Annotated in this window: 13 protein-coding genes; 5 read left to right on the plus strand and 8 right to left on the minus strand. The window is 68.9% G+C overall.

Features of this window, described 5'->3' with window-relative positions; translation table 11 throughout:
- Positions 1-253: 253 nt before the first annotated feature.
- On the plus strand, positions 254-1,933 hold the full coding sequence (locus ON23_RS07680) for a bifunctional metallophosphatase/5'-nucleotidase (RefSeq protein ID WP_223273420.1): 1,680 nt from the start codon (positions 254-256) through the stop codon (positions 1,931-1,933).
- A gap of 485 nt (positions 1,934-2,418) precedes the next feature.
- Positions 2,419-4,515 carry an Eco57I restriction-modification methylase domain-containing protein gene (locus tag ON23_RS37785; RefSeq protein ID WP_244969788.1) on the plus strand — a complete coding sequence of 699 codons (2,097 nt, stop codon included), beginning with the start codon at positions 2,419-2,421 and terminating at the stop codon, positions 4,513-4,515.
- Positions 4,516-4,532: 17 nt separating this feature from the next.
- On the opposite strand, the gene ON23_RS07700 is transcribed toward ON23_RS37785, so the two are convergent.
- The 4 genes from ON23_RS07700 to ON23_RS07715 form a co-directional block, all read right to left on the minus strand.
- Positions 4,533-5,153 (minus strand): TetR/AcrR family transcriptional regulator, encoded by a 621-nt coding sequence (locus ON23_RS07700; RefSeq protein ID WP_039777159.1) that lies wholly within the window; start codon positions 5,151-5,153, stop codon positions 4,533-4,535.
- A gap of 102 nt (positions 5,154-5,255) precedes the next feature.
- Complete coding sequence (locus ON23_RS07705; protein ID WP_039777160.1) at positions 5,256-5,435, minus strand: hypothetical protein; 180 nt, start codon at positions 5,433-5,435, stop codon at positions 5,256-5,258.
- Between the two features lie 129 nt (positions 5,436-5,564).
- On the minus strand, positions 5,565-6,083 hold the full coding sequence (locus ON23_RS07710; protein ID WP_174376465.1) for a gamma carbonic anhydrase family protein: 519 nt from the start codon (positions 6,081-6,083) through the stop codon (positions 5,565-5,567).
- Positions 6,064-7,044, minus strand: a complete 981-nt coding sequence (locus ON23_RS07715; protein ID WP_039777162.1) for a GlxA family transcriptional regulator — start codon at positions 7,042-7,044, stop codon at positions 6,064-6,066. Before ON23_RS07715 ends, ON23_RS07710 begins: the two co-directional genes overlap by 20 nt.
- A gap of 71 nt (positions 7,045-7,115) precedes the next feature.
- Here ON23_RS07715 and ON23_RS07720 point away from each other — a divergent pair, with 71 nt between their 5' ends.
- Together ON23_RS07720 and ald are read left to right on the plus strand one after the other, a co-directional pair.
- Positions 7,116-7,883, plus strand: a complete 768-nt coding sequence (locus ON23_RS07720; RefSeq protein ID WP_039777163.1) for an MBL fold metallo-hydrolase — start codon at positions 7,116-7,118, stop codon at positions 7,881-7,883.
- 109 nt (positions 7,884-7,992) lie between these two features.
- Positions 7,993-9,111, plus strand: coding sequence for an alanine dehydrogenase (gene ald / locus ON23_RS07725; RefSeq protein ID WP_039777176.1), 1,119 nt, complete (start codon positions 7,993-7,995; stop codon positions 9,109-9,111).
- A gap of 42 nt (positions 9,112-9,153) precedes the next feature.
- On the opposite strand, the gene sigJ is transcribed toward ald, so the two are convergent.
- Positions 9,154-10,074 carry an RNA polymerase sigma factor SigJ gene (gene sigJ / locus ON23_RS07730; RefSeq protein ID WP_223273418.1) on the minus strand — a complete coding sequence of 307 codons (921 nt, stop codon included), beginning with the start codon at positions 10,072-10,074 and terminating at the stop codon, positions 9,154-9,156.
- A gap of 116 nt (positions 10,075-10,190) precedes the next feature.
- On the opposite strand from sigJ, the gene ON23_RS07735 reads away from it, so the two are divergent.
- Positions 10,191-11,288, plus strand: a complete 1,098-nt coding sequence (locus ON23_RS07735) for a cobalamin biosynthesis protein (RefSeq protein WP_039777165.1) — start codon at positions 10,191-10,193, stop codon at positions 11,286-11,288.
- Here ON23_RS07735 and ON23_RS07740 read toward each other — a convergent pair.
- The 3 genes from ON23_RS07740 to ON23_RS07750 all read right to left on the minus strand — a co-directional run bounded on the left by ON23_RS07740 (position 11,262) and on the right by ON23_RS07750 (position 13,310).
- A complete protein-coding gene (locus ON23_RS07740; protein ID WP_039777166.1) occupies positions 11,262-11,678 on the minus strand; it encodes an ester cyclase in 417 nt (138 codons plus the stop codon). The two genes, ON23_RS07735 and ON23_RS07740, sit on opposite strands and share 27 nt — an antisense overlap.
- Positions 11,679-11,784: 106 nt before the next feature.
- Entirely contained in the window at positions 11,785-12,810 is a 1,026-nt protein-coding gene (locus tag ON23_RS07745) for an SURF1 family cytochrome oxidase biogenesis protein (protein WP_083903767.1), read from the minus strand.
- A gap of 5 nt (positions 12,811-12,815) precedes the next feature.
- Complete coding sequence (locus ON23_RS07750) at positions 12,816-13,310, minus strand: low molecular weight protein-tyrosine-phosphatase (protein ID WP_039777167.1); 495 nt, start codon at positions 13,308-13,310, stop codon at positions 12,816-12,818.
- Between the last annotated feature and the right edge of the window lie 104 nt (positions 13,311-13,414).

Here is a 13,414-nt window from a genome sequence, read left to right on the forward strand (position 1 = left end):
CGTCGGCATATGCGCGTGCCGGCCCGACGCCGCTGTCGTGTTCGCGTGTGCCGAGAGCGAATGCGGCGCAATCGCTTCCGGCGCTGCCTCACCGGCATCGGCATCGCAACCTCTCGTGTCGGAGCCTCGGCATGTGCGCGTCGGCGTCGCCGCCGTGTGATCGACCGTTCCGGGTAGGCGGAACCGCAGGGCGACAGCAGAGTTCACCGAACTGTCGATTCCGGGACGTTCCGGTATGTCAGAGTCTGACGGTATGGGTGTTCTGCGGCGCATGGCGGCCGGTGGTGTCGTCGCGATGAGTCTGGTCGCGCTGTCCGGATGCGGTGGGGGCAGCGAAACCGCACATCAGGGCGCGATACCTCTGGTGTCCACCGGCGACCTTCCGTCGGCGCAGGCCGGTGAGGTGCATCTGTTCGGGTTCAACGATCTGCACGGCCATCTGGAACCGCCGGAGGCGAGCAACGGGCAGGTGGGGGAGTACACCGCGGGTGGGGCGGCGTACCTGGCCACGCATCTGCAGCGGTTGCGGGCGGCGTATCCGGACAGTGCGGTGGTGTCGGCGGGGGACAATATCGGGGCGAGTCCGCTGGTGTCGTCGCTGTTTCACGACGAGCCGACGATCGACTTCCTGAATCAGGCAGGGGTCGCGGCGTCGGCGGTGGGTAATCACGAGCTCGACCACGGCGTCGTCGAGCTGGGACGGTTGCGGGCGGGCGGTTGTGCGCTCGACGGGTGCTCGCCGGGGGAGCCGTTCACGGGTGCGCGGTTCGATTTCCTCGCCGCCAATCTCACCGATTCCCGCGGTGAGCCCCCGGCCGGGGTGCGGCCGTGGACGATGCTGACGATCGGCGGGCACAAGATCGGTGTGGTCGGTGTGGTGACGCCGGATACGGTGAATCTCGTTTTCCCCGAAGGCATTCGCGGCTACACCTTCGGCGAGGAGGCCGAGGCGATCAACAAGTACGTGCCTGCCATGAAGCAGGCCGGTGCGGAAACCGTTGTCGCCCTGGTGCACGACGGCGGTGCGCAGGGCACACCGGCGAAGACCACCGACTACAACGGTTGCGCCGACATCAGTCCCGATGTGCCGGCGTTGGCGGCGCATACGGATCCCGCCGTCCGGGTGCTGCTCACCGGGCACAGCCATCAGGCCTACAACTGCGAATTCGACGGCAAGGTGGTGACCCAGGCCGCGTCCTACGGCCGCCTGATCACCGACGTGACACTGCGGTTCGACCACGGGAAGGTGTCCGCGCACGCGGTGAACCGGGTGGTCACGCGCGATGTCGCTCCCGATCCGGCGGTGGACAAGTTGATCGGGTTCTTCTCCGGCCAGGCGGCGCCGCGAGCGCAACGGGTGGTGGGCACCGCCACGGCGCCACTGACGCGCAGCGATCGCGGCGGCGGTGAATCCCCGCTGGGTGCGGTGATCGCCGATGCGATGCTCGACGTCACCCACGATTCGGCTCGAGCCGTCGCGGCGTTCATGAATCCGGGCGGGGTGCGCGCCGATATCGGTCCCGGGCCGATCACCTACGGCAGCATCTACGAGACGCAGCCGTTCGGCAATCAGGTCGTCACCGTGACCCTGACCGGCCGCCAGATCCTGGACCTGCTGGAACAGCAGTGGGACAACAAGAGCAAACCGGCCGTGCTCTCGGTCGCGGGCATCTCCTATGCCTACGACGACAAGGCCGCGCCGGGGCACAAGGTGGTCGCCGACTCCGTCCGCATCGGCGGCCAGCCCGTGAATCCGGTCGCGACCTACCGGGTGACCACCAACAACTTCCTCGCCTCCGGCGGCGACGGATTCGCGGTGTTCACCCGGGGTACGGACACGACGGTCGGCCCGACCGATCTGGACGCCTTGGAGACCTACCTGCGTGATCGGGGAACGGTCGGCCCGCCGGAGGAGCGTGTCCAACGCCGGTGAACGAGCCCGTGACACTCGGAAACACCGCGTGCCATCCGGCCGTATCTTGTTTTCATGAGCCCCAAATCCGAGAATACCCAGCACGACCTCGGACGACTCGTATCGCTACGGCGACGCCGCAGGTTTGTTGCGCGTCTCGACTTCGCCTCGATGTCCCGCGCAACTCCGGCTCTCGATGTGAGCAGCTTCCGCGCGGACCAGGATCACACGGCGGATCAGGAATCGGACGATCCGTACGAGTGCTGATCCTCCCGACCGGACCGGGAAATCATCGACACGACCATCACGATCCGCCGCGTTGGACGACCGACTTCCCCGCAGGGGCCCGAGAACGAATGCGACCCGATTCCGTTCGACATGGAGGCCGGTCGGGCGTACGGCAGGGTCTGTGCCGCCGTGATCGCTCGCGCCGGTAGAGGCTGACCTTCGGGGCGCGATACGTCGACTTAGCCCACATTTGTGCTCGCAGCAGGCACAATGCGGACATGCGCGGCGGGCGGGAGCAGCCAGCAGCAGACCGCCGGGCGGGACGGGAGCCGGGCGGGGGTGGGGCGCGGAAACGGCACGGGCGGCATTACACGCCGCCGCGGTTGGCGGCGTTTCTCGCGGAGCGAATGCTCGCGCATGTGCGACCTGGTCGTGAATTGTCGGTGCTCGATCCCGCCTGTGGGGATGGGGAGTTGTTGTCGGCGGTGGCACGCGTTGCCGCGCAACGCTTTCCGGGTACTTCCCTGCATCTGGTGGGGTACGACCTGAATGCCGCAGCGGTTGACGAAGCTCAGGCCAGGGGTGTGGCGTGGAACAGCCGATTCGGGAGCTCGTCGCAGGTCTGGCCGGAGAAGGGCACCGCCGGATCGTGGGCGGGATCGCGGGTGGCCAAGGGCGTCGGTGCGTCTTTCGATGCGGTGTCTGGGGCCGATGCCGCGCCGCCGAATCGTGTCGTGATCGATTGGCGGGTGGGTGATTACCTCTGTGCCGTAACCGAGTTGGCCGACGCCCACTTCGATGCCGTGATCACGAACCCGCCGTATGTGCGGACCCAGCAGCTGGGCGGCGCGACCGCGCAGATGTTGAGCAAGCAGTTCGGGTTGTCGGGACGTATCGATCTGACCCACCCGTTCGTCGCGACGATTCCGCGGTTGCTGCGGCCCGGCGGAGTGCTGGGTCTGCTGTGCGCCAACCGATTCCTCAGCACGAAGGCGGGGGCGAATCTGCGGGCGTTGCTGTATGCGGAGCTGACGCCGGTGGAGCTTTACGACCTCGGGGATACTCGGCTGTTCGAGGCGGCGGTGCTGCCCGCGGTGACGATCGCTGTGCGCGGGCGCGAGAAACGAACCTGCCGGTTTGTCACGGCCTACGAGTCGGAGCGCGAACCGACGGCCGAGGCCGACCTGTTCGACGCTTTGGTCGGCCCGGCCGATTCCGTGGTGGAACACGGCGGGCGCCGCATCGCGGTGGAGACCGGAACGCTGTGGACCGGTGCGCACGACAGCGCGGGGCGAGTGCGGAATCCGGAGCCCGGTATGGCCCCCTCCGTGGCGTCGGCCAGCGGGAAGTCACCGTCGAGCGAAAAGTCCATGGCGAGTGGAGAGTCGCCAGTGGGCGCAAGCCTAGCGGGGGCGAGCCGACCCGCCGGTGGTGTTTCGGCGCACCGCAGCATCTGGATCGGTCGCGAGCATGACGCTGAATCCGGGATGGCAGGGACACCCGTCGAGGGTGTCGACGCCGACGTGAAGTGCGAAGACGAATCGCTCACGAGCACTTTCGATCCCGCGACTCCGTGGCGCATGTCGCGCCCGGATACCGACGCCTGGTTGGCGCGAATCGCCGCCGGCACGTGGCGCACATTCGGTGAGGTCGCGCGAATCAGGGTCGGAATCAAGACGAATGCGGATCGAATCTTCATCTCCGACCGTTGGGAGGATCGGCCGTGCTGCCCGGAGCCCGAGCTGCTCCACGGGCTACTGACTCATCACGATCTCGTTCCGTGGCGAATCGCCCGCGCCCACGATACTCGCGTGCTGTATCCCTACGACGCTTCCTGTACCTGCCGCACACCGATCGACCTGAACGAATACCCGCGCGCCGCAGCCTATCTCGCTCAGCACAAGGACACTCTGGCCGCTCGCGACTACCTCACCGGCACCGGGCGGGAGTGGTTCGAGATCTGGGTGCCGCAGCGACCGCATCTGTGGTGCCGGCCGAAGGTGGTGTTCCCGGATATCAGTGTGGCGCCGCGGTTCGCGCTCGACCGCAGCGGGGCGGTGGTGAACGGCGACTGCTACTGGATGTCGCTGGCCGATATCGGCGACGAGCGCCTCGCCTATTTGCTGATGGGCGTGGCCAATTCGACGCTCGGGCTGCGGTTCTACGATGCCGTGTGCGGAAATCGGCTCTATGCCGGGCGGCGGCGGTGGATCACGCAGTACGTCACCCGGCTTCCACTGCCCGATCCGAATACCGGTGCGGGACAGAAGCTCACCGATCTGGCCGGCGACTTGGCCAACGGTGGAGCCGAACCTGATGCCGCGCTGCTCGACCGGCGGGTGGCAGCGGCGTTCGGGCTGGGCGAGACCGGGTAGGCACACCCGCGTGGCGGTCAGGCGGTGCGCCCGCCGACCATCGGCAGCAAGGTCCGCCGGGCGAAGGCGCGGGCGGCCTCCGCATCCGAGAGCGGAATCAGCCCGTCGGGCGTCAATGCCAGCGATTGCGCCAGCCGGGCCATGATCTCGGCGACGAGGTCGGCATCGAAATCCAGCTCGGCGTTGGTCTTCTGCAGACCGCGCAGCTTGTCGCCCAGATAGGCGCGGCCCACCGCGAGGATCGGGCCGGCGTCGGTGGTCAGTCGGGGCAGGATCAGCTCGGGTTCGGTGCGCAGCAGACGCTGCAGCAGCTCGTTGTGCGCCAGCGCGGTGATGAAGACGACGAAGATCTCCACCAGCTGATCCTCGTTGTCGGTGATGCTGCCGACCCGCTGTTCGATATCGGCGACGAAGCGCTGGGCCTCGCGCACGCTCACCGCCTCGACCAGATCGTTCTTCGATTCGAAGCGGCGGTACAGCGTGGCCGGGCTGATGCCGGCGCGGCGCGCGATCTCACCCATGCTGGTGCGCTTGATCCCGAAGTCCAGGAAGGCCGACAGGGCGCTCTCGAGCAGCTGCTCACCGTCGGAGCGGGGCTTCTCGAGGATGCGGGCCAGGATGGACGGAACAGGGGGCATGGGGTCTCCAGTCGAGTCGGCGAATGACCGCGTCGATGCGGAAGGCTGACGATCATTATCTCATCGCGCCGGACCGCCACCGACTTCCCCGACTGCCCGCGCTCATCGTAGATTGAGGGCGTCCATTTCCTGCTCGATCGCATTCGCGGCGAAATCGCTTCCGCTGGAACGTAATTCGTGGACCCGGCGCTGTAGCGCCTCGATGCCACCGGGTTGGGCCGCGATATCGGCCACACTGATCCGCCCCTTGGGTCGGTGCATACCGGACTGCTCGTACGACACCGTCTAACCTCCTGCATACCCACGTCGCAGTACGCCGCCCGAGGCGATGATTCACTGCCGCGGACCGCGAACATGCTGCGACGATGCTACCAAGAGATCAACATGGACGCTTGACCAGTGTGGCCCGTCTCACAGCTGGGTGCCGGTGTCGCGGTGAGTGCTCATATTGTGCAGATAGACCGCGGCGTTGAGCTTGATGCGATCGCGTTCGGCCTCGCCGAGTTCGCGCCGCACCTTGCCCGGTACGCCCGCGACCAGGGAGCCGGGCGGAATCTTCGCCCCCTCGGGAATCAGGGCGTTGGCGGCGATCAGACTGCCCTCACCGATCACCGCGCCGTTGAGCACGGTCGCGCCCATGCCGACGAGAACGTCGTCGCCGATCGTGCAGCCGTGCAGGATCGCGTTGTGGCCCACCGATACTCCGCTGCCGACCCGCAGTGCGAAACCCGGATCGGCGTGCAGGACGCACCCGTCCTGGATGTTGGTGCCGGCGCCGATCTCGATGTCCTCCAGATCGCCGCGGATCACCGCGCCGTACCAGACGCTGACCTGTTCACCCAGCCGCACCCGGCCGATCACCGTGGCCGTCGGCGCCACCCACGCGGTGTCGTCGATCTGCGGCTCGTGCTCACCCAGCTTGATCCTCATGCAGGTCAACATAGCTGGCCCGGAACTGGGCGCGATGTGCGGCCGGTGGCAGCCCGAGGGTGCGGTGGAAATGGTGGCGCAGATTCATCGCGGTGCCCAGGCCGGTCTCGGCGGCGATGCGGTCCATCGTGTCGTCGGTGGATTCCAGCAGCAGCCGGGCGCGGTCGATGCGCTGATCGAGCAGCCAGCGCTGCGGGCTGGAGCCGGTGCGTTCGCGGAAGCGGCGGGTGAAGGTGCGCCGCGACATCAGGGCGGTGCGGGCCCAGCCGTCCAGATCGATCGGATGATCCAAATGTGTTCGCGCCCAGACCATCGCGTGTTCGATCGGATCGTCGTCGTCGGCGTCGGGCACCGCGAGCGGTATGTACTGTGCCTGTGACCCGGCACGGTAGGGGGCCAGGACCAGGGTGCGCGCGAGTTCGGTCGCGGCGCGGGCGCCGTGGTCGGCGCGTACCAGGTGCAGGCAACAGTCCAGTGCCGCAGCCACTCCCGCGGAGGTGACCACAACGCCGAGGTCGGTCCACAGCCGATCCGCGCGCACGGTCACCGCGGGAAACGCGCGGGCCAGGGCCGTGGCCAGACCCCAGTGAGTGGTGACTTCGCGTCCGTCCGCCAGACCGGTCGCGGCGACGACCCAGGAACCGCGGCACAATCCGACGATGCGGGCGCCGCGGTCGTGCGCGCGCCACAGCGCCGACGAAATAGACTCGGGAACAGGGAGTTCCGGGTTCCAGCTGGGAATCACCACGGTCTCCGCGCGGTCGATCGCCTCGGGGCCGTGGCGCACGACGAGGTCGAAATCGCCGGGGGTGCTCAGTATTCCGGGTACCTCGGCGCAGGTGAGCACCTGGTAGGGCGCGCTGTGCTGCACGCTGGTGCCGATGCGCCCGAACACCATTCCGGGAACGGACAGATGAAACGGGCTGATCCCGTCGAAGGCGACCACCGCGACCACATGCATGGCCCGATCTTATCGAAGCATGGCCTGCGGGCCACTGTTGGAACCTGCCCGATCGGTACAGGCTGTTGCTCATGACGAACACGCTCTCCACCACGGTCGAACTCCTGCACATCGGCGGCCCCACCGTCCGGCTGAACTACGGCGGGCTGGTCTGGTTGACCGATCCGACCTTCGACGAACCCGGCGACTACTCCGCCGGCGCGCTCACCCTGCACAAACTGACCGGACCGGCAGTCGCGGCGGAGCAGGTCGGCCCGGTGGACGTGGTGCTGCTGTCGCACGATCAGCATCCCGACAATCTCGATCCGGCCGGGCGCGACGTCATGGCCGGCGTCGAGACCGTGCTGTCCACGCCGGAAGCGGCCGGACGACTGGAAGGTGTTCGGGGACTGACGGTGTGGGAGTCGGTGACCCTCGGCGCCGTCACGGTCACCGCGGTACCCGCACTGCACGGGCCGGAGGGAGCCGAGGCGTTGAGCGGCACGGTCACCGGCTTCGTGTTGCAGGCCGAGGATCTGCCGACGGTGTACATCTCCGGCGACAACGCCTCCATCGACTACGTCGAGCGCGTCGTGGCGCGATTCGGCCGGATCGATATCGCCCTGCTCAATGTCGGCGCCGCCAACGTGGGCCGGTTCGAGGATCGCGACGTCACGCTCAACGCGCGCACGGCGCTGGCCGCGGCACAGATCCTCGGCGAGGCGGTCGTGGTGCCGGTGCATGCCGAGGGCTGGGCGCACTTCACCGAGACGCTCGATCACCTGCGGCGCACCTTCGGCTACGGCGGGCGTGCGAAGCAGCTGCGGATCCCGCCGCTGGGCGAGTCGATCACGGTGTGAGGAGGACGGCGGGCGGCCGGGCGCGGATCGATTGCCGATTGGTTGCGGTTCGGCGAATCACCGCGACATGATCATGGCGCCGCGCCCGGATCAGGGCCACGATGGCGGTATGAGAATCGGGGTTCCACGCGAGATCAAACCGCAGGAGAGCCGGGTCGCCCTCGCCCCGGCCGGCGCCGTCGAACTCACCCGGCACGGTCATCGGGTGCTGATCGAATCCGGCGCCGGACTCGGGTCCGGATTCACCGACGCCGATTACGCGGCCGCCGGGGCGACCATCGCTGAGTCCGCCGACGCCGTGTGGGACGAGGCGGAATTGGTGTTGAAGGTGAAAGAGCCGGTCGCCCCTGAATATTCACGTATGCGCGCCGGGCAGGTGCTGTTCACCTTCCTGCACCTGGCGGCCTCCCGGAAATGCACCGACGCCGTGCTGGCCTCCGGTGTCACCGCCATCGCCTACGAAACCGTGCGCGGACCCGACGGATCGCTACCGCTGCTGACGCCGATGAGCGAGATCGCGGGCAAACTCGCACCGCAGGTCGGCGCCTATCACCTGATGGCGCCCGAAGGTGGCGCCGGTGTGTTGCTGGGCGGTGTGCCGGGGGTGCGGCCGGCGGAAGTGGTGGTGATCGGCGGCGGGGTGGCCGGCACGAGTGCGGCGACGGTCGCGGTCGGAATGGGTGCGCGGGTGATCGTGCTCGACACCAATCCGGTGCGGTTGCGAGAACTCGATGTCCGGTTCGCCGGGCGCGTCACCCCGCTCGCCGCCAATGCCGCCGATATCGAGCGGGCCGTCGTCGCCGCGGATCTGGTGATCGGTTCCGTGCTGGTGCCGGGAGCCCGTGCGCCGCAACTGGTTCCGGACACCCTGGTGCAGCGGATGCGGCCGGGGACCGTGCTGGTCGACATCGCCATCGACCAGGGTGGATGTTTCCAGAGCTCACATCCCACCACGCACGCCGAACCGACCTTCGCCGTGGCGAATTCGCTGTTCTACTGTGTCGCGAACATGCCCGGCGCGGTCCCGCACACCGCCACGGTCGCGTTGACCAACGCCACCCTGCCGTATGTGCGGACCATCGCCGATCTCGGCTGGCAGGAGGCCTGCCGGGCCGACCCGGGGCTCGAGGCCGGGCTCACTGCCGATGCGGGACAGCTCTATTCCGCGGCGGTGGCGCGGGCGCACGGTCTGGTCGGGGTCGGTCCCGGCGCGAGGTGGCACGCCTGATCGAGCCGAGCCTGATCGAGCCGCGTGTGATCGAGCCCGGTCTCACATCGTCCAATCCGGTTCGCCCTCGGGCAGATCGTGCAGCTTCTCCGGGTTGCGGACGATCGCGATCGAGGTGATGCGGTCCTCTTCGACGGTGAAGGCCATGATTCCCAGATGGTTGCCGTCGAACACCATGAGCCCGGGCAGCCCGTTGACCTGAACCATGCGCGCCCACGCACCGGTGCCGGCGCGGTACCAGCCGAAGTACAGCTTGGCCACCAGCTCGGCGCCCTGCACCGGCTGCCGGATCGCCGGCACCCGCCCGCCCCCGTCGGCGGTCAGGGTGACGTTCTCGTCGAGCACACCGAGCAGGCCACTCAGATCGCCGGACCGCCACGCCGTCGAGAAGGCCGAGACCACCCGCTCGTGTTCGTCGCGGGAGGCGGGGAAGCGTGGGGTGCCGTCCTCGACGTGTTTGCGGGCGCGGGAGGCGAGCTGGCGGACGGCGGCGGGGGTGCGGCCGACCACGTCGGCGACCTCGGGACCGGTCATGCCGAAGATGTCCTGCAGGACGAAGGCGGTGCGTTCGGCGGGGGAGAGCGATTCGAGAACCACGAGCAGGGCGGTGGTGACGCGCTCGTCCTGCGAGATGCGGTCGGCCGGGTCGTCCCAGCTGGTGACCTCCGGTTCGGGCAGCCATTCGCCGACGTACTGTTCGCGCCGCGCCCGGGCCGAACCCAGCTGATCCAGGGCGAGGCGTCCGGTGACGGTGGTCAGCCAGGCCCGCAGATTGTCGATTCGATCACCGGGAGAACGGGTTTCGTACCAGCGTTGCAGCCGCAGCCACGCCTCCTGCACGACGTCGTCGGCATCGCTGAGGCTGCCCAGCGTGCTGTAGGCGACGCGACGCAGATACTGGCGGTGCTCCTCGAACTGCCGTGCCAGTTCGGTCTGGTCGATATCGTCGTGTCCGGTCGTCACAGGTGCCATCCTCGTCTCGCCGTGCGGGCCCGCCGCCGGGGTGCTTCCCCATGGTGACGATGCGGCCGCGCCGAGTGTGACATCGGGGTGCCGGAGGCGGCCGATAGTCTCGCCCGGTGCGATATGGAACGGCGCGGGCCGCGGGACTGCTGATCGGATTCGCGGCGGATCGGATATTCGGTGATCCGCGGCGGGGACACCCGGTGGCGCTGTTCGGGTCGGCGGCGGCCGCGCTGGAATCGCCCTGGTACCGCGATACGCGTGCCGCCGGGGTCGTGCACGAGATCGTCTTGGTGGGCGGGGTCGTCGCGCTGGGTGCCGGTGCGGAAATCGCCGGTCGGCGATCGGGAGCTCTCCGTGGGCGCCGCGCGGTGGCCTCGGCCGGAGCGGATCGGCGCAAGGGCGGTGGCGCGGCCGGTCGTACGCGGGACGGGTGCACCGACCCCCGAACAGCGGCGGGGCGTTCCGGCCTGCGCGCGGGGCTCGGCACCGTCGTGATCACCGCGGTCGGCACCTGGATCGCGCTCGGCGGCACCACACTCGCCCGGACCGGACGCGACATGGCGGACCGGCTGGAGGCGGGCGAGTTGAGCGGTGCGCGCGAGCTGCTGCCGTCGCTGTGCGGCCGCGATCCCGAGGTGCTCGATGCCGACGGATTGGCCCGCGCCGCAGTCGAATCCATCGCCGAGAACACCTCCGACGCCACCGTCGCACCGCTGGTGTGGGGTGCGATCGCGGGCGTGCCCGGCGTGTTGGGTTACCGCGCGATCAACACCCTCGACGCGATGATCGGCTATCGCAACGAGCGGTACCGCAACTTCGGCTGGGCCGCCGCGCGCGTCGACGATCTCGCGAATCTGCTGCCCGCGCGGGTGAGCGGTGCGCTGACCGTCGCGCTGGCTCCGCTGGTGGGCGGCCGGCCCGGTGATGCGTGGCGGGCGTGGCGCCGCGACGCCGGAGCACATCCGAGCCCCAACGCGGGGGTCGCCGAAGCCACGATGGCCGGTGCGCTGGGCGTCGCGCTGGGCGGGCGGACCGAGTACCGGCACGGGATCGAGATGCGGCCGGTGCTGGGCAGCGGGCGGACTCCGCAGGTGCCCGATCTGCGGCGAGCGGTGCGATTGTCGAACGGAGTGCAGCTGGCGGCCGCGGTGGCGGCGGCCGCGTATGCGCTCGGCCGCCGCCGGTCAGTTCGGGCCGAATTGCCGGAGTAGGGCCGCGGTGTCCAGGTATTGCCGGTCCCGCACGACCTTCGCGTCGGCGTCGAAGACCAGCACTTTGGCGTAGGCGATCTCGAACCGCCGGCCGGTCGCGGGGAGCACCGTCACACCGGCGACGACGAAGTCGTTCACCGCGGTGGCGCGGCCGACCAGTTCGGCGACCGCCGAGTTCGGCGCCGGGTGGAGCGCGCGAATGTCCTCGGCGTAGTCCGGGAACGCGGTGAACCAGGCGCGGCTCCAGTCCAGGGTGCCCGCGAGATCCAGCCGCAGACCGGTGCCGGTGTCGAATGCGTAGTCGCGGGCGCAAGTGGCCGCCCAGGCATCCCACTGCTGTCCGGTCCACGATCGCTGGACGGCGTCATAAGCCTGCTGGATGGCGTTCATCCGGTTCTCCGCTTCGTATCGAGTCAATCTAGCTATATCAATCTATAGTCAAATAGGTAGATCGAGCCAGAGCCGAAGCGAAGCGGGCGAATTCGGCGAGAGCCGGTCAGCGGCGGGCGTTGCCGTAGCGGTCGGCGAGGCGGTCGGAGGTGGAGCGTGGTTTGGCCGGTGGTGCGTCGGAGACGGGCGTGGTTTCGGAGTGCGTCTTCGGAGCCGGGTCCGAGAGGGCGGTGGCCGGAGTGCTGCTCGTGTCTTCGGTTGCGGCACTTGGTGATTCGGCTGCGGGCGATCCGGCGGTGCTCATCGCCGGAACCTGCTCACTCGGAGTGGCCGTGGCCGCCTCCGCGGCGGCGCGGTCGCGGCGGCGTTCGCGGATCTCGGCGTAGACGAAGTAGCCCAGGCCGAGCGGTGCCATGACACCGAACGCGATCCATTGCAGGCCGTAGGACAGGTACGGGCCCGCGTCCAGCTGGGGGAGTGCTTCCGGGGTGAAGGCGCCGGGCTGGCCGGCGTCCAACTGCAGATAGCCGCCGTGCTCGCCGGTGGCGAAGCTGGTCAGCGGCGTGCCGAGCACGGTGGAGAGCTGAGCGGTATCGACCGAGTAGACCTGACGCAGGCCGTCGCGGACCATCGGATCCTTGCCGGGGACGACGCCTTCGGATCTGCGGACCCGTCCCTCGATGTGCTGCGGACCCGACGGCGGTTCCGCGATCGTCGGCAGATCCGAGCCGTTCACCGCCGCGATCAGGCCGCGATCGACCAGCACGACCCGGCCGTCGTCGAGCCGGAACGCAGCCAGGACCCCGTACGCGGGCTGATCGTCGAGCCGCTGCAAACGCTCGACCACCATCGAATTCGGCACATAGCTACCGGTGGCGACCACCCGCCGCCATTCGGTGTCGGCCGGATTCGTCCCGGCCGGTGGTGTGCCCTCGCCGGTGTTCAGCAGGTTCTGCGCCGGAACCGGGTCGGCGTTCACGGAGGCGGCGATCAGGTTGTTGCGATGCGACGTCGAGGTGTTCTTGCCCAGCTGCCAGGGCGCGAGCACGGTGAAACACAGATAGGCGAACGCGACCACGACCACCGCCAGAATCGCCCAGCTGGGCCGCAGCAGGAATGTGAGCCGGCGCAGGATGTTCATTGCCGCGGTCCGGTCGTCGCGGGTTCGCCGAGTTGTTCGCGCACCCAGGCCAGCAGCGCCGGAACGGCCGCCTCGATCTGCTCGCGGACGAGCTCGAAATCGGTGTCGTCGCCGTAGTAGGGATCGGGCACGTCGTGATCGTCGGCGTCGGGGTCGAAGCTGCGCAGCAGTCGCCGCCGCGTGTCCGGAATCCGCAGCCGGGTCAGTTCCCGATCGTGGTTGGAATCCAGGGCGATCAGCAGATCGGCGTCGAGATGATCGGGCCCGATCATGGCCGCGACGTGGCCGATCGGATACCCGTGCCGGGTGAGCAGAGCGGTCGTGCGCGGGTCGGCGTCCGAGCCGACGTGCCAGGCGGTGGTGCCGGCGCTGCTCACGCGCACCCGATCGGCCAGTCCGGCCCGTTCCAGATGCGCGGCGAAGATCTTTTCGGCCATCGGCGACCGGCAGATATTGCCGGTGCAGATGAAGGTCACGTGCAGCTCGCCCACGCACCCATTGTGGCCGGTCGGTGCGGGCGGCGGCCACGTAGGGTAGGTGGCTGTGCCCGAGGACACCCCCACGACCGCCGGCGCGCGGTCGCACCGAGGCCCGG

It is taken from the genome of Nocardia cerradoensis NBRC 101014 (assembly GCF_000308535.1).
Taxonomy (GTDB): Bacteria; Actinomycetota; Actinomycetes; order Mycobacteriales; family Mycobacteriaceae; genus Nocardia; species Nocardia cerradoensis.